This window comes from Halovibrio salipaludis, from assembly GCF_002286965.1.
Lineage (GTDB): Bacteria > Pseudomonadota > Gammaproteobacteria > Pseudomonadales > Oleiphilaceae > Halospina > Halospina salipaludis.
Genome location: NZ_NSKD01000003.1, coordinates 338,879 through 354,311, shown reverse-complemented (window position 1 = coordinate 354,311; position 15,433 = coordinate 338,879). Strand labels below are relative to the sequence as shown.

Annotated in this window: 17 protein-coding genes; 11 read left to right on the top strand and 6 right to left on the bottom strand. The window is 62.8% G+C overall.

The window, feature by feature from the left end; all coding sequences use genetic code 11:
• Nucleotides 1-49 precede the first annotated feature (49 nt).
• Nucleotides 50-1,327 (top strand): 4-aminobutyrate--2-oxoglutarate transaminase, encoded by a 1,278-nt coding sequence (gabT, locus tag CK501_RS09380; protein ID WP_095617458.1) that lies wholly within the window; start codon nucleotides 50-52, stop codon nucleotides 1,325-1,327.
• Nucleotides 1,328-1,399: 72 nt separating this feature from the next.
• On the opposite strand, the gene CK501_RS09375 is transcribed toward gabT, so the two are convergent.
• The gene (locus CK501_RS09375) at nucleotides 1,400-1,960 is read right to left on the bottom strand and encodes an Hsp20/alpha crystallin family protein (protein ID WP_095617457.1); all 561 of its coding nucleotides are present in this window, start codon (nucleotides 1,958-1,960) and stop codon (nucleotides 1,400-1,402) included.
• A 165-nt stretch (nucleotides 1,961-2,125) separates the two neighbouring features.
• On the opposite strand from CK501_RS09375, the gene CK501_RS09370 reads away from it, so the two are divergent.
• Genes CK501_RS09370 through CK501_RS09360 form a run of 3 tightly spaced genes read left to right on the top strand, consistent with a single transcriptional unit; the run spans nucleotide 2,126 to nucleotide 5,029 of the window.
• Nucleotides 2,126-3,820 carry a carbon starvation CstA family protein gene (locus tag CK501_RS09370; protein WP_332888972.1) on the top strand — a complete coding sequence of 565 codons (1,695 nt, stop codon included), beginning with the start codon at nucleotides 2,126-2,128 and terminating at the stop codon, nucleotides 3,818-3,820.
• Entirely contained in the window at nucleotides 3,813-4,073 is a 261-nt protein-coding gene (locus CK501_RS09365) for a cory-CC-star protein (protein ID WP_095617456.1), read from the top strand. The genes CK501_RS09370 and CK501_RS09365 overlap by 8 nt, the downstream gene beginning before the upstream one ends.
• Complete coding sequence (locus tag CK501_RS09360) at nucleotides 4,064-5,029, top strand: ArsA family ATPase (protein ID WP_158223086.1); 966 nt, start codon at nucleotides 4,064-4,066, stop codon at nucleotides 5,027-5,029. Before CK501_RS09365 ends, CK501_RS09360 begins: the two co-directional genes overlap by 10 nt.
• Here CK501_RS09360 and CK501_RS09355 read toward each other — a convergent pair.
• Nucleotides 5,026-6,207 carry an iron-containing alcohol dehydrogenase gene (locus CK501_RS09355; protein WP_095617454.1) on the bottom strand — a complete coding sequence of 394 codons (1,182 nt, stop codon included), beginning with the start codon at nucleotides 6,205-6,207 and terminating at the stop codon, nucleotides 5,026-5,028. The genes CK501_RS09360 and CK501_RS09355 overlap by 4 nt on opposite strands.
• Nucleotides 6,204-6,752 (bottom strand): hypothetical protein, encoded by a 549-nt coding sequence (locus CK501_RS09350; RefSeq protein WP_095617453.1) that lies wholly within the window; start codon nucleotides 6,750-6,752, stop codon nucleotides 6,204-6,206. Before CK501_RS09350 ends, CK501_RS09355 begins: the two co-directional genes overlap by 4 nt.
• 149 nt (nucleotides 6,753-6,901) lie before the next feature.
• On the opposite strand from CK501_RS09350, the gene CK501_RS09345 reads away from it, so the two are divergent.
• On the top strand, nucleotides 6,902-7,813 hold the full coding sequence (locus CK501_RS09345) for an alpha/beta hydrolase (RefSeq protein WP_095617452.1): 912 nt from the start codon (nucleotides 6,902-6,904) through the stop codon (nucleotides 7,811-7,813).
• Here CK501_RS09345 and CK501_RS09340 read toward each other — a convergent pair.
• Nucleotides 7,796-9,085: a M48 family metallopeptidase gene (locus tag CK501_RS09340; RefSeq protein ID WP_095617451.1), complete on the bottom strand. Its 1,290-nt coding sequence runs from the start codon at nucleotides 9,083-9,085 to the stop codon at nucleotides 7,796-7,798. The genes CK501_RS09345 and CK501_RS09340 overlap by 18 nt on opposite strands.
• Nucleotides 9,086-9,164: 79 nt before the next feature.
• Between CK501_RS09340 and CK501_RS09335 the strand changes: the two genes are divergently transcribed.
• The 4 genes from CK501_RS09335 to CK501_RS09320 all read left to right on the top strand — a co-directional run bounded on the left by CK501_RS09335 (nucleotide 9,165) and on the right by CK501_RS09320 (nucleotide 12,345).
• A complete protein-coding gene (locus CK501_RS09335) occupies nucleotides 9,165-9,641 on the top strand; it encodes a PaaI family thioesterase (protein ID WP_095617450.1) in 477 nt (158 codons plus the stop codon).
• On the top strand, nucleotides 9,638-10,069 hold the full coding sequence (locus tag CK501_RS09330) for a PaaI family thioesterase (protein ID WP_077530863.1): 432 nt from the start codon (nucleotides 9,638-9,640) through the stop codon (nucleotides 10,067-10,069). Before CK501_RS09335 ends, CK501_RS09330 begins: the two co-directional genes overlap by 4 nt.
• 92 nt (nucleotides 10,070-10,161) lie before the next feature.
• Complete coding sequence (gene htpG, locus CK501_RS09325) at nucleotides 10,162-12,069, top strand: molecular chaperone HtpG (protein ID WP_095617449.1); 1,908 nt, start codon at nucleotides 10,162-10,164, stop codon at nucleotides 12,067-12,069.
• 12 nt (nucleotides 12,070-12,081) lie between these two features.
• Nucleotides 12,082-12,345, top strand: coding sequence for a DUF2835 family protein (locus CK501_RS09320; RefSeq protein WP_095617448.1), 264 nt, complete (start codon nucleotides 12,082-12,084; stop codon nucleotides 12,343-12,345).
• A gap of 18 nt (nucleotides 12,346-12,363) precedes the next feature.
• On the opposite strand, the gene CK501_RS09315 is transcribed toward CK501_RS09320, so the two are convergent.
• On the bottom strand, nucleotides 12,364-12,942 hold the full coding sequence (locus CK501_RS09315) for a lytic transglycosylase domain-containing protein (protein ID WP_095617447.1): 579 nt from the start codon (nucleotides 12,940-12,942) through the stop codon (nucleotides 12,364-12,366).
• Between the two features lie 10 nt (nucleotides 12,943-12,952).
• Entirely contained in the window at nucleotides 12,953-14,683 is a 1,731-nt protein-coding gene (locus CK501_RS09310) for a proline--tRNA ligase (protein WP_095617446.1), read from the bottom strand.
• A gap of 126 nt (nucleotides 14,684-14,809) precedes the next feature.
• Here CK501_RS09310 and CK501_RS09305 point away from each other — a divergent pair, with 126 nt between their 5' ends.
• Both CK501_RS09305 and CK501_RS09300 read left to right on the top strand, forming a co-directional pair.
• The gene (locus CK501_RS09305; protein WP_095617445.1) at nucleotides 14,810-15,217 is read left to right on the top strand and encodes a PaaI family thioesterase; all 408 of its coding nucleotides are present in this window, start codon (nucleotides 14,810-14,812) and stop codon (nucleotides 15,215-15,217) included.
• Nucleotides 15,214-15,432 (top strand): DUF3565 domain-containing protein, encoded by a 219-nt coding sequence (locus CK501_RS09300; RefSeq protein ID WP_095617444.1) that lies wholly within the window; start codon nucleotides 15,214-15,216, stop codon nucleotides 15,430-15,432. The genes CK501_RS09305 and CK501_RS09300 overlap by 4 nt, the downstream gene beginning before the upstream one ends.
• The last annotated feature ends 1 nt before the right edge of the window (nucleotide 15,433 follow it).

Here is a 15,433-nt window from a genome sequence, read left to right as displayed (position 1 = left end):
TGCATACTATCAGGGTTCCTATCCCCAAATTCCCGGAGGGAGAGATTCGATGAACAACGAGCAGCTTCAGGCTCTGAAGGAGAAATACGTTGCCGCTGGCGGTGCCAGCCCCAACAAGCAGTTCGCCGATCACGCGGAAAACGCCGTGCTCTGGGACGCGGACGGCAAGCGCATGATTGACTTTGCCGGGGGCATCGGCGTCCTCAACCTGGGGCATCGCCATCCCCGGGTGGTTGAAGCGGTCAAGGGCCAGCTCGACAAGCTGATGCATACCTGCCAGACCGTCATGCCCTACGCGCCCTACGTGCAGCTGGCCGAGAAGCTGAGCAACATCGTGCCGGTGCGCGGCCACGGCAAGGTCTTCCTGGCCAACTCCGGAGCCGAAGCCCTGGAAAACGCCGTCAAGATCGCGCGTTCCAGTACCGGGCGCAGCAACGTCATCTGCTTTACCGGCGGCTATCATGGGCGGACCTTCATGACCATGGCGATGAACGGCAAGGTCCACCCCTATCAGACCGATTTCGGCCCCATGCCGGGCGGTGTCTTCCGCGCACCCTATCCGGTGCCGTATCACGGCGTGAGCGAAGAGGAAGCCCTGCGCGGCCTTGAGGCCACCTTCAAGGCGGACTCCGCGCCCCAGCACACCGCTGCCATCGTTATTGAGCCGGTTCTGGGCGAGGGCGGTTTCTACGCCGCGTCGCCGGAGTTCCTGCAGAAGATCCGCTCCATCTGTGATGAGCACGGTATCCGCATGATCGTGGACGAGGTCCAGTCCGGTTTCGGCCGTACCGGCAAGATGTTCGCCATCGAGCACAGCGGTGTTGAGCCGGACATGATGACCATGGCCAAGAGCATGGCCGACGGCATGCCGATCTCCGCCGTGGTGGGCACCGACCACATTATGGACAGCTCCGGCGGCAACTCCCTGGGGGGCACCTACACCGGTAACCCCCTGGCGTGCGCGGCGGCCAACGCGGCTATTGATGTGTTCGAGGAAGAGGACATCCTTGGCAAGAGCCGTGCCCTGGGCGCGCGCCTCGAGGAGCGCTTCAACGACTGGCACCGCCGTTTCCCGCACGTGGACAACGTGCGCCGTGTCGGCGCCATGGCGGCCTTCGAACTGGTGAAGAGCCGCGACAGCCACGAGCCGGATGCCGAGATGGCGGCTGCCATCGTGGGCAAGGTCAAGGAGAAGGGCCTGATCCTGTTGAGCTGTGGCATGTATGGCAACACGCTGCGATTCCTGATGCCGGTGACCATTGAGAACGAGGTTCTCGAGGAAGGTCTGGGCATGATCGAGGAGGCGCTGGCCGAAGTTCACGGCTGAGCACCTGCTCCAGGATCGTAAAAAAGGGGCTCCCACGGGAGCCCCTTTGTCGTTGCGGGTCCTGTACCCGCGTTACTCCACTTCGATCCGCCGCGAGCTTCCGGCCTGTTCCGGATCACGGCCAATGGTGATGGTCAGTACACCGTTGCGGAACTTCGCCCGGAGGTCATCGGCTCTGGCGTCCGCGGGCAGATCCAGGATCCGCTGGAAGGCGCCGTAGCGGCGCTCGACGAAATGGTAGTTGTCGTCGCTGTCGTCCCGTTCCTGTTGTTTCTCACCCCGGATGACGAGGACGTCCCCCTCCAACTCGACTTTCACGTCATCCTTTTCAACACCGGGCATATCCACGTGCAGGGTGTAGTGTCTGTCGCTCTCCTTGATGTCCACCGACGGCCGGAAGAAATCCTCCGTGATGCCGCCACCCAGCGCTGGCCACTGGGAAAGGCCGAACTGGCGGTAGAAATCATCAAAGAGGCGATCCATCCGGTCGTGCAGGCTTGTGACCGGATCACTGCTTACGGGTTGTGATCCGCCTTCCCGGGTGGCCGGTACAGCGTTCATGTTCTGTTGTTCACGGGCCTGCTCCTGTTCCTTCCGGAACCAGTTCCACGGGGAGATTTTTTTCAGGTCCATAGCGTCACCTCCTCTGACTCTGACGGATTCATCATGACCTTCTATTTTTGTAGATGCAGGGCGGAAACCGTGGTTTCAAGAGGCGGCCTGTACACCCGCCGCCTCAGCGGTTAAGGTTTCAGACCGTCTTGTAACGCCACTCACTGGGTACCGCAGGAGGATTCCGTGACAAGCTGGCTGATGGCATTGATGGCGTTCGCCGTCTTTTTCCTGGGTTACCGCTATTACTCCCGCTTTCTTGCTGAACGCCTGTTTCAGCTGAGCCCGGACTACCGCACTCCGGCGCGTCGCTATGAAGACAGTGTGGATTTCGTCCCCACCAACAAGTTCATCCTCTGGGGCCATCACTTCACGTCCGTGGCGGGTGCCGCGCCCATCATCGGGCCCGCCATTGCGATGATCTGGGGCTGGGGACCGGCCCTGGCGTGGGTGCTGATCGGCACGGTATTCATGGCCGGCATCCATGACTTCGGCACGCTCTGGGCATCCGTCCGAAACCGCGGCCAGTCGGTGGGCGTGATCGCCCGCAATGTCATCAGCCCGCGGGCGCTGATGCTTTTCCTGCTGATCATCTTCTTCCTGCTGTTGATGGTGAATGCGGTCTTTGCCGTGGCCATCGGCACGCTTTTCTCCACCTTTCCAGAGAGTGTGCTGCCGTACTGGCTGCAGATTCCGATCGCCATCACCATTGGTGTCCTGGTCTACCGTCACAACTGGCACATCCTGCTGCCGTCGCTGGCCGGGCTCATCCTGCTGCTGTTCCTGGTTTACGCCGGCACACTCGCGCCGCTGGGGCTGCCCGAGCAGATGGGGGGCTATTCCAGCACCGCCTGGTGGGTGCTGATCATGCTGGGTTACGGCGCCATTGCCTCACGCCTGCCGGTCTGGCTGCTGCTTCAGCCCAGGGACTTCATCAACTCGCATCTGCTGTTCATCTGCCTCGCGCTGGTCTATCTGGGTGTGTTCATCGGGCAACCCGAGATTGTGGCGCCGATGTACAACACGGCCGTTCCCGATGATGCGCCACCGCTGCTGCCGCTGCTGTTCGTGACCATCGCCTGTGGTGCGATTTCCGGGTTCCACGGGCTGGTCAGTTCCGGCACTTCCTCCAAACAGCTGGCACACGAGACGGATGCCCGGTTTGTGGGCTACCTGGGGTCCACAGGCGAGGGGCTGCTGGCGGTTGCGGCCATCCTGGCAACGGCTGCCGGCTTTGCCACCGTAGGGGACTGGAACGAGCATTACGGTTCATGGGCCGAGGCCAGCAGCCAGGGGATTGCGGCTTTCGTGGAAGGGGCCGGTAACCATGTGAACCAGCTTGGTATTCCCGTGGAAGTGGCGACCACCTTCATGTCCATGATGGTGGTGGCATTCGCTGCGACCACCCTGGATACCAGCATGCGCCTGCAGCGGTTCATCCTGGGTGAAATCGGTCGCCAGTACCGGATGCCAGCCCTGGGCAACATCAACTTCGCGACCGTTCTGGTTTTCCTGAGTTGTGCTGCGTTGGCGTTCTTCGCCGATCCCTCGAATCCAGGGGCCGGGGGTATGGTGCTCTGGCCGCTGTTCGGCACCACCAACCAGCTCACAGCCGGACTGTCGCTGCTGGTCCTGACGCTCATCCTCTGGCACCTGAAGCGTCCCATCATCTACAGCCTGGTGCCGTTCCTGTTTGTGGGCGTGATGACCATCTGGAGCATGATCATCAACATCGGCACCTACCTGCGGGAGGGCAACATGCTGCTGGTGGTGATCGGTGGTTTGATCTTCGTGCTCAACATCTGGCTGATTCTGGAAGGGATCAACGCGGTGCGCCAGAAGCGCGATCCCTCCGAACTACTGGATACGGACAATGATTAGGGAAGGGCTGCGGCGCCTGTTCGCGTTCTACGACGAGATGTACCAGGCGCCGTATCGCCGGATTGAACGCCGTGCCCAGCGCCGCAGGGACGATCTGTTCCGGCTCATGGTGCTGTCCGAGTCACTGGGCGTGCCCAATCCGGCGGCCTTCTACACCCTCGAACTGGTGCCCTTCATGCTGGAGGACTTCCATGAATGGCACCAGCGCATGGGCATGGAGCATTCCCCGCTGGAGGGCTTCCGTTGCTGCTAGGGCGCCTCTTCGGCCGTAAAGCCGCACCGGTGGATACCGGCGGGGGCGCGCGGCTGGTGTTCTTCGGCGGCAAGGGAGGCGTGGGCAAGACCACCTGTGCGTCCGCTTATGCCCTTGCCAGGGGGCGTGAGGGGGAAAGGGTGCTGGTCATTTCCACGGATCCGGCCCACTCCCTGGGGGATCTATGGCTGGTCTCCCTGGGACCATCCCCCAAGCGGGTCGCCGAAGGCGTGGAAGCGCTGGAGCTGGATCCCGCCAGGGCCCTCGAGAATTACATCAGTCAGGTGCGTGAGAACCTGCGCGACCTGGCCAGCCCGGAGGTGCGCGAGGCGGCGGAACGCCAGGCTTCGCTTGCGGCCGGGGCGCCGGGTGCCGAGGAGGCGGCCCTGCTGGATGAACTGGTGCGCCTGACCCTTGGGAATGAGAACCGGTACGACCGGATCGTGTTCGATACCGCGCCTACGGGCCATACGCTTCAACTGTTGCAGTTGCCGGAGGTCATGCGCACCTGGACGGAGGCGCTTCTGGAAAAACGCCGGGAGGCGGTGGATACCAGCAGTGCGCTGCAGGGGTCGGAGGGAAGCCCTGAGGATCGGGCCGCGCGGATTCTGGCGGAGCGCCGGGATCGCTACATGGCAATGCGGGATCGCCTGAGGGATCCGAACCGGACCCGGTTCATTCCGGTCCTTAATCCGGATCGCCTGTCACGGGAGGAAACCCGTCGCATGGTGGCGACCCTGGAAGAGGTGAACGTCCGGGTGGATACGCTCATCCTCAACCGCGTCCTGCCTGAAAGCGCGGACGGCGATTTTGCCCGCCAGCGCCGCGAGTCCGAAGCGGATCACATCGCGGCGACACGTCAGGCCTTCCCCGGCATGACCCTGATCCAGCTGCCCCTGAATGCGGCCGACGTGAGCCGTGACCAGGGGCTTGAGGAACTGGCCGGGGCGCTTTAGGCCCAGGCCTTTTCCAGCACCGCCCGGGCATCCTCGAGCGAGGCTTCCTTCGGATTGAACATGATGGAGCCATCGTCGATGGTCATCTGTGCGATCCGGTCCAGCTGGCTCTTCTCGACCTTGCCGGTTTCCTGCAGGGTGCGCGGCAGCCCACAGTGGCGATGGAGGTCGTCACGCAGCTTGCGGATGGTCGCAATGGACTCCTCGGCACGCTGGCTCCTGGGCGTCATGGCGTAGATCTCGGGGCCGGCCAGGTGCAGCAGCAGCTCGCTCAGCGGCTCACGGATCTCTTCCAGGTTGTATTCCAGCACGTAGGGCAGGAACAGGCTCATGCACAGCCCGTGGGGCAGGTGGCAGGCCGCGCCCAGTGAGTGGCCAAGGGCGTGTACCAGGCCAACCATGGAGTTCGAGAAGGCGATCCCCGCCATAGTGGAGGCCTGGGCCAGCTCGAGGCGGCGCTCGGCGTCGTCCGGCTTTTCCATCACCTTGAGCAGGTTGTTGCTGATCTTCTTGATGGCTGCCGCCGCGTAGGCGTCACTCAGCGGGTTCTTGGCCAGGCAGGTGAAGGCTTCCACGGAATGGGTCATGGCGTCCATGGCCGTGGCTGCGGTGATCTGTGGCGGCAGGGTGAGCGTCATGCGTGGGTCAATGACAGCAGCGTCCGGCAGCATGAAGCCAGAGGCGAAGGGCAGCTTGACCTCTTTCTCGGTATCCGCGATCACGGCCACGTTGGTGACCTCGGAACCCGTGCCGGCCGTGGTCGGGATCACGAAGAATGGCTTCAGCGGGCGCTTGAGCACGCCGGAGCCGGCGTACTGGGCAATGTCATCACCGCCTTCGGAGACCAGGATGTTCACCGCCTTGGCCGTGTCGATGGGCGAGCCGCCGCCGATGGCGAGAATACCGTCGCACTTCTGTTTGCGGTATTCCTTCGCGATCGCCGTGACCGTCTGCTTGGAGGAGTCAGCGGGCACGTCGTCATAGACCACGGTGATGTCCATGCCGCCTTCCTCGCAGGCCGACAGGACCTTGTCCAGAAGGCCCGCGTTACGTACGCCCTTGTCGGTGACCACCATGGGCCGTTCCACCGCGCGGGAACTGAACTCGTAGGGCAGGTGTTCCAGTGCTGCCTGGCCGGCAATGACCTTGACCGGGCAGAAGAATTCGTAATAGCTCATGATGACCTCACCGTGTCCACAAAATTCATTGCCACTTTCAGATAGATGCGGGCCGCGCTGAAGACTTTCTCAGGCAGGCCCAGATTATCCGGGTATTCCTTGACCGCGCGGGAGGCAACCAGCCGCGGCAGGATGAAGGTCTCGAGGCGGTTGAGTACGCGCGTCATGCGCACCGCATAGCCCAGGTCGCCGTCCACCAGCATGCGGTCATTGGCGAAGGACTGGGCGGTTTTCTCCTGGAACGACAGGACCAGGAAAGCGTGATGCAGGTGCTTGAACTGGATGCTCAGGTCGGGCCTCTGGGCCACGCCGCCGCCCAGATACTGGAGGCTGCCGTCGCGCTGCTTGCGGATGAACAGGGCCGGGCCCTTCGGCATGACCTGCATCGAGAAAAGGAAGCCATCCGGGAGGACGGCCACTTCGCCGCGGACTTCATCGTCCACCTGGCTGATGGCTTCCAGGGAGCGACCGACCACGTCCAGCATCAGCTGGACATAGGCGCGCTTGGCCTGTGAAGCCAGGGGTCTCAAACGTTCTCGAATCATCGTGATCGATTCCCTGAGTAGAGAGCGGTTTCGGGTTGAACGTGATAGGCTACGCGACCGTGCGCAGACCCACCTGAATTGTCCGACGCCTTTTGTACCATAGCGCCGGAACCGATGACAGGGTGGCAGGTTATCCAGAACGGGAGGACATGGCATTGGCACAAACGGCACCCGCGCCCATTCCCGGATTGCAGTACTGGGAGCGTCGCACCTCCGCGGGCCATCTCGTCACAGGCTGGCGCTCACAACCCAGTGGCCGACCGGTGGTGCACTTCATCCATGGCAACGGCTACAACAGCCTGGTCTATCTGCCCCTCCTGGAGCGCCTTGCCTTGGACTATGACCTGTTCCTGAGTGATGTCCAGGGCCATGGCGCCAGTGAAGAGAACGGCGAATTTCTCGGCTGGAACCGGACCTCCGAGCTGTGCGAGGAAACCTGGCGGGCATTCGCCCATCTCTGGGAAGGGCAGCGCCATTACGCCATGGGCCACAGCTTCGGTGGCATCATGAGCCTGTTGATGATGGAGCGGGACCCGGACCTGTTTGACCGTGCCGTTCTGTTGGACCCGATCATCTTCTCCAGGCGGATGCTGTGGGTGATGCGCATTGGTACCTGGCTTGGACTCTGGCAGAACAATGGCTTCTCGAAGAAGACGCGGCAGCGCCGGCGTGAGTGGCCGGATCGTGCCACGGCTCTGGAAAGCCTGGAAGGGCGAGGCATGTTCCGGGGCTGGACCCCGGAAGCGCTCCAGGCCTATGTGGACCACGCGCTTGAGGAGCAGGACGGGCAGGTGGTGCTGCGGTGCCCGCCGGAACTGGAGGCGGCGATTTTTGCCGGCTACCCACGTGGATTGTGGCGCGCCATGAAGCGGCTGCAGACCCCCACCCAGGTGATCCACGGCGACACCACCTACGATTTCGTACGGGATTCCGTGGCACGATGGGTTGCCTTCAACGGGCATGTGGGCGCGGAGACGCTGCCCGGGGGGCACTGCTTCATGCAGCAGGCCCCGGTAAGCACGGTGGAACGGGTGCGGGCAGCGCTAGCCGCCGCTCAGTGACTCCAGCCGCTGGCGGGCAATGTCGCCAACCCTGCCTTCGCCCTGGGCCGCCTTCTGATAGTACTGGCGGGCTTCGCTGGTACGTCCCTGCCCGGAAACCGCATCGCCGAGCCCAAGATAGGCGATGCTGGTGGGAACGACGTCCAGCGAGGCCTTGAAGTCCTGCTCCGCGGCATCAAAGTTCTCCAGCTCCTCATGGGCCAGACCCCGTCCGATGCGGTAACTGAACATCTCCGGGTAGAGCTCCACCGCCCGGTTGTAGTCCGCCAGTGCGGATTCGGTCTTCCCTTCCTGCATCCGGATGTCGGCACGCAGCTCCCGGAACGCGGCCTCGTCAGGCACCTGTTCAATCGCCTGTTCCAGAAGTGCCAGCGCCTTTTCGGACTCTCCTTCGCTCGCGGCCTTACGGGCCCGGTCGTAGGCTTCGTAGGCATCCGCATCCTTGCGTAGTCCGGCCATCATGCGCTGATAGCGTTCTTCCCCGAAGGTGCCTTTGCGCCCCAGTTCATCCGCAATCCGGCGGTTGGCTTCCACACGTTCCTGGGACGGTGGGTGGGAACGGAAAAGCCCGGTTACGAAGTTGCTCTGCTCGTTTTCCGACAGGCGCACGAAAACCTCCTGGAGCTGGACAGCGGCTTCCGGGTTGTAGCCGGCCTCGGCCATGTACTGCATGCCGTAGCGGTCGGATTCCAGCTCATGGCTGCGGCTGTACTGCGCCATGATCAGCTGCGAGCCGAGGGCGGCGCCGCCCATGATCAGTCCGGCGTATTCATTGCCGTTCAGTGCCAGGCCCAGGCCTATACCGGCCACCCCCAGGTTGATAAGGGTGCCGCGCTGCATGCGCTGCGCACTGTGGCGGGCTGCTGCGTGCACGATCTCATGCCCCATAACGGCTGCCAGCTGGGCTTCGTTTTCAAGCTCCGTGAGCAGGCCCCGGTTGATCGCGATCTTGCCCCCGGGCAGGGCCCAGGCGTTGGGTACGCCGCTGTTGATCACGGTGAACTCGTAGGGGAGGTCGGTACGGTCGCTGACGTCCGCCAGTGACTGACCCACCTCGGAGATGTAATTGTTGAGTTTCTCGTCGCGGTAATAGCGCCCGCCCTGGGTCTGGATGGTGGGCTGGTACTGCTCCTTGCCGATCTGTAGTTCGTTGGACTCGGAAATCAGGCGCAGCTCACGCTCACCGGTGACCGGGTTGACGCCGCAGCCGCTCACGAGAAGGGTTGTGAGGATCAGGGCCGGAAGGGCGTGAAGGTGTTTCAGGCGCCGCATGGGTCAGGGTACCTCGTCTGTGAAAGGGAGTCAGTTTCCGTTATAGTGCGCCGGATTCCACGCAGATTGCAAAGCCGCCATGAATGATGAAACCCTGCTCGCACGGGTCTCGCGCTTCATCGGGACCCTGCGTCACTGCCAGCATCTGGGTATCCGGGCTGTATCCGCCACGGAGAATGAGCTGGTCGTTGAACTGCCTTATTCCGATGCCATCGTGGGCAACCCGGAGACCGGGGTGATCCACGGCGGGGCGATCACCACACTGATGGATACCGCCTCCGGCACGGTGGTGATCTGCGCGCTGCCGGAGTTCGAGCTCTGCCCCACGCTCGATCTGCGGGTGGACTACATGCGGGCGGCTGAGCCGGGGCATCCGGTGTACGCACGGGCGCGGGCCTACCGGGTAACCAGTAATATCATCTTTACCCGCTGCGAGACATTCCAGGAGGATCCGGAACAGACCATTGCCCACTGTGTGGGGACCTTCATGCGGATCGGCCCGGAAGCCACGCCCAAGGCCTACCGCGACCTGATCACGGGAGGGGATGACGAATGAGCCTGTCCGGTGAAATGCGCAGTGCCCTGCAGGCCGGGGATTACCAGGCCCTGATCCGGGCCGTGCCCTACGCCCGAACCCTGGGCATGGAATGCGAGACCTTCGGGGAGGAGGTGGTGTTCCGCCTGCCGCGCAGCGACGACAACCTCGGCAATCCCATCCTGCCTGCCATCCATGGTGGCGTGATTGGTGGCTTCCTTGAGATGTCCGCCATGATCTCGCTCATGATGTCCCAGGAGACCCCCCGGCTGCCACGGATTGTGGACTTTTCCCTCGACTACCTGCGTGCCGGGCTGGACCGGGATACTTTCTGCGAGTGCCACCTGACCCGCCAGGGCAACCGGGTGGCGAACGTGATCGTGACCGCGTGGCAGCAGTCCCGGCGCAAGCCCATAGCGACAGCCCGCGCCCACTTCATCATGGACTGATACTGCCCCCTTGAAATCCCGCGCACTGCCCCAAGATTGCCAGCTGACAACAGGTTCAAGCAGGCAACAACCATCAAGGAGTGCGGCGCATCATGACTGCCGAAGCACAGAAAGAAACCCTCGGCTTCCAGACCGAGGTCAAACAGCTCCTCAACATCGTGATCAACTCCCTGTATTCCAACCGGGAAGTCTTCCTGCGGGAGCTGATCTCCAACGCCTCCGACGCTGAGGACAAGCTTCGTTTCGAGGCCCTGTCCAATAACCAGCTTCTGGAGGAGGATCCGGATCTGGCCATTCATCTGGGCTACGATTCAGAGGCCGGCACCATCACCATCCGGGATAACGGCATCGGTATGACCCGGGACGAGGTGATCGAGAACCTGGGCACCATCGCCAAGTCCGGAACCTCCGACTTCCTCAACCAGCTCACCGGTGACCAGCAGAAGGACGCCAAGCTCATTGGTCAGTTTGGTGTGGGCTTCTATTCCTCCTTCATCGTTGCCGACCAGGTGGAAGTGACCACCCGCAAGGCTGGGACGGGCTCCTCTGAAGGTGTGCACTGGGTCTCCAGTGGCGACGGTCAGTTCACCATTGAGCCTGTTGAAAACGCGCCGCGGGGGACAACCGTGGTCCTGCACCTGCGTGAGGATGCGAAGGATTTCGCGGATGGCCACCGTCTGCGCCATCTGGTGAAGAAGTACTCCGATCATATTTCCTTCCCGGTCCGTATGCCCCCGGAGCCGACCGGCGAAGAGGAGGAGAACCAGGAGGACCAGCCCGCCGAGGAAACCGTCAACGAGGCAACGGCGCTGTGGACCCGGCCGCGTAACGAGGTTTCCGAGGACGAGTACAAGGCGTTCTACAAGCACATCGCCCATGACTTCGAGGACCCGCTGACCTGGTCCCATAATCAGGTGGAAGGGACGCTGAACTACACCAGCCTGCTTTACATCCCGGGTCGTGCGCCCTTTGATCTTTACAACCGGGATGCCTCGCGCGGCCTCAAGCTTTACGTGCAGCGCGTCTTCATCATGGATGACGCCGAGCAGTTCCTGCCGCTTTACCTGCGCTTCGTGCGCGGCGTTATCGACAGCAGCGACCTGTCACTGAACGTCTCGCGCGAAATTCTTCAGAACGACAGCACGGTTAACAGTCTCCGGACCGCACTTACAAAACGGGTCCTGGACATGCTCAAGAAGCTGGCCAACAACGACCCGGAGAAGTACCAGCAGTTCTGGGATCAGTTCGGTCAGGTACTGAAGGAAGGCCCTGCGGAGGACTTCGGCAACCGCGAGAAGATCGCGCCGCTGCTGCGGTTCGCCTCCACGCACACCGGCGAGACCACCCAGAACGTGTCGCTGGACGACTACGTGGCCCGCATGAAGGAAGGCCAGGAGAAGATCTACTTCCTGACATCGGACTCCCATCAGGCGGCCAAGAGCAGCCCGCACCTGGAGATCTTCCGCAAGAAGGGCATCGAGGTGCTGCTGCTGTCCGACCGCATCGACGAATGGATGATGGGCTACCTCAGTGAGTACGAGGGCAAGCATCTGCAGGACATCTCGCGGGGCGACCTGGACCTGGACGAGGTCGAGTCCGAAGAAGAGAAGAAGGAACAGGAGCAGGCCTCCGAGGAGCACAAGGATCTGGTCGAGCGTATCCAGGGCGTGCTGTCGGACCGGGTGAAAGAGGTGAAGGTCACCAAGCGCCTGACCGAGTCGCCGGCATGCCTGGTGGTTGGCGATTACGACATGGGCCAGCAGATGCGCAAGATCATGGAAGCCGCCGGCCAGCCGGTTCCGGATGCCAAGCCGATCTTTGAGATCAACGTGGATCATCCGCTGCTGCAGCGGCTTGAGAAGGAGCAGGGCGAGGAGCGGTTCTCGGATCTGGCCCAGGTGATCTTTGACCAGGCCACGCTGGCCAGTGGTCAGGAGATCGAGGATCCGGGCACCTACGTCTCCCGCCTGAACCGTCTCCTCCTGGAACTGGCGGAGTAAACCGGAGGTGCCATGGCCGGGGAGTCAGTGATCGTGGATGTGGTGATCCACCGGGATGACTGGCTCCGGGTCTATGAAGGGACCGCCTGGCGCGTCTGGGTAAGGGCGCGTGACGGGCGGTCCGTTGTTTTTCCCGCCCGTATTCTCCAGCCGTGGATGGAACATGAGGGAGTCTTTGGCAGCTTCATGATCCATTACGATGGCGAGGGGAAATTCCATTCCGTTGAAAAGATCGGCGATGTGCCGCGCGATACGCCACCCTCTCCCATTGGGTAGTGTAGCCTTTCGGCTTTTTTAACGGTTTACATGGAAGTACTGTTCGAGCGCATTGAACACCCGCTCGGCGTACCAGGTTTTGCCGACGCTTCCGTTGTACCGTGCAAGGGCTTTTGCGAGATCCCCGTCTTCCCTTTCCAGGTAGTGCGCCAGAATGGTGGTGCCGTAGACCAGGTTGGTCTCGATCTTGGTCAGGTTGTCGTCCGGGCGGCCGATCTCCTTCTTCCAGAAGGGCATGACCTGCATCAGGCCCTGGGCGCCTACGGGGGAGATGGCGAAACGGTCAAAGCCGCTTTCCACCTGGATGACGGCCAGGACGACTTCGGGGGAAAGATCGCGGCGGGTGGCCTCGCGGTGCACCAGGCGGAGTATGTCCAGGCGCCGGTCGTGGTCGTCGAGCCAGCGTTTGGTGCGCCCGGACATGTCCACCAGCCAGACCTCGGCATCGTAACGGTCATCAAAGCTGTCGGAGGCCCTGACGGCCTCACGGAGCTTGGACCGCAGTTCCGGATCCGGTTGGGTAGTGGTCGCGGTATGGGCCGGGCCTGCCAGCAGCAGGGCAAGCCCGAGTACAGCGATGCTGACGGCGGTTCGCATACCCCGGAGTCTAGTCCGCGATCACCCTGGCCGCCAGGAAGCGGATGATGTCATCGGTCGCCACATCCTGTTTGTCCGCATCGGTGCGGCCCTTGTATTCAAGGGTGCCGGCTTCCAGGCCGCGGTCACTGATGACCACCCGGTGGGGGATGCCGATCAGCTCCAGGTCCGCGAACTTCACGCCCGGGCGCTCTTTGCGGTCATCCAGCAGTACGTCGTAGCCGGTCTGGCGCAGCTGGTCGTAGAGTTTCTCCGCGGTCTGGGCCACCTTCTCAGATTTGTGGCCATTGAGCGTGACAATGGCGATCTCGAAGGGGGCGATGGCGGTGGGCCAGGTGATGCCGCTGTCGTCATGGTTCTGCTCGATGGCCGCGGCCACCAGGCGCGAGACGCCAATGCCGTAGCAGCCCATGTCCATGGGTACGGACTTGCCGTTCTCGTCCAGCACCGTGGCGTTCATGGCCTCGCTGTACTTGCGGCCCAGTTTGAACACATGGCCTACCTCGATGCCACGCTGGATGCCAAGAACGCCATGGCCGTCCGGGCTGGGATCGCCTTCCTCAACCTCACGCAGGTCGGCGGTTTCGCCCAGGGCAACATCACGCTCCCAGTTCACGCCGGTCAGGTGATAGCCGGTACGGTTGGCACCGCAGACAAAATCCGCGAGATGCGCGGCGGCATGATCCACGATCATGGGCACCTTCAGCCCGACCGGGCCGATGGAGCCGGCGTCCACGCCCAGCGCCTTGCGGATCTCCTCGTCACTGGCCATGGTAAGCGGCTCGGCGACGTCCGCACGCCGCTCCGCCTTGAGGTCGTTCAGGGTGTGGTCGCCACGCAGTACCAGGGCTACCAGCGGCTGGTGGCTGCTGTCCTCATCCTTCGGGGCATGGACCAGCAGGGTCTTGAGCACCCGGTCCGGTGTGGTATTCAGGAAACCGGCGACCTGGTCAATGGTGTTCTGGTCCGGGGTGGCCACTTCCTGCATGGTTTCGGTGGCGGTGGGGCGCTCACCTTCCGGCGCCAGGGCTTCGGCCAGCTCGGTGTTGGCGGCGTAGTCGCTGTCGGAGCTGAAGGCGATGGCGTCTTCCCCGGAGCTGGCCAGCACGTGGAATTCCTGGGATTTGCTGCCGCCGATGGCGCCGGAGTCCGCCTCCACGGCCCGGAAGTCCAGGCCCAGGCGCCGGAAGATGGCGCTGTAGGTTTCCACCATGAGCTGGTAGGTCTCGTTCAGCGATTCCGGGCTGGCGTGGAAGGAGTAGGCGTCCTTCATCAGGAACTCGCGCGAGCGCATCACCCCGAAGCGCGGGCGGCGTTCATCCCGGAACTTGGTCTGGATCTGGTAGAAGTTCGCCGGCAGGTCGCGGTAGCTCTTGAGCTCGTTGCGGGCGATGTCGGTGATCACTTCCTCGTGGGTAGGCCCGTAGCAGAAGTCACGCTCGTGACGGTCCTTCAGGCGCAGCAGTTCGTCCCCGTATTCCTCCCAGCGGCCGCTCTCCTGCCAGAGCTCGGCCGGCTGAATGGCCGGCATCAGCACTTCCTGGGCGCCGGAGCGGTCCATCTCTTCGCGCACAATCCGCTCCACCTTGCGCAGCACGCGCAGCCCCAGTGGCAGCCAGGTGTAGAGGCCACCGGCGAGGCGCCGGATCATGCCCGCGCGCAGCATCAGCTGGTGGCTGACGATCTCGGCGTCCGCGGGGGTTTCCTTGAGGGTGGCGATCAGGTACTGGCTTGCACGCATAGGTGTCGGTCCGTCAGGGCTGTGGCGAATGTGACTGTTCAGTAAGAGAGGGGTTATTCTACGAAGTCCGTCCGCCAGGGTACAGGGTGGTGGTCACGCCAGCAGTAATCGGGAGACAGAGACAGCATGAAATTGAGTGCCGAGGAAGTGCAGCAGCTGATCCGGGAAGGCGTTCCCATGGCCGAGGATATCGACTTCCGCGTTGAGGCAATCGAGCACCACGCGGCCACCGCCCGGGTGCCGTTCAGCGAGCGAATGGTTCGGCCCGGCGGCACGCTTTCCGGCCCGGTGCAGATGGCGCTGGCGGACGCCACCATGTATGCGGCGGTCCTGGGGGCGCTCGGTGAGGTGCAGATGGCGGTCACCAGCAACCTCAACATCAACTTCCTGCGCAAGCCGGGTCGCTGCGACCTGATCGCCCGTGGTGAGGTTCTGAAACTGGGCAGCCGCAACGCCTTCTGCGAGGTGCAGCTGTTCTCCGAGGGCAGTGATGAACTGGTGGCTCATGTCAGCGGGACCTATTCCCTGCCATGAGACAGCCGATCACTGGTTATCACCGGGATGAGGAGGGTCACTGGGTGGCGCAGCTGGCCTGTGGTCACAATCAGCACGTACGCCATGATCCGCCATTCATCAATCGCCCCTGGGTGGTTACCCCCGAGGGGCGTGATTCAATGCTCGGCACGGCGCTCGCATGCAAGAAATGCGATGACGGCTCACCGCCGGACGAGCAGCCACTGCAAACCTGAG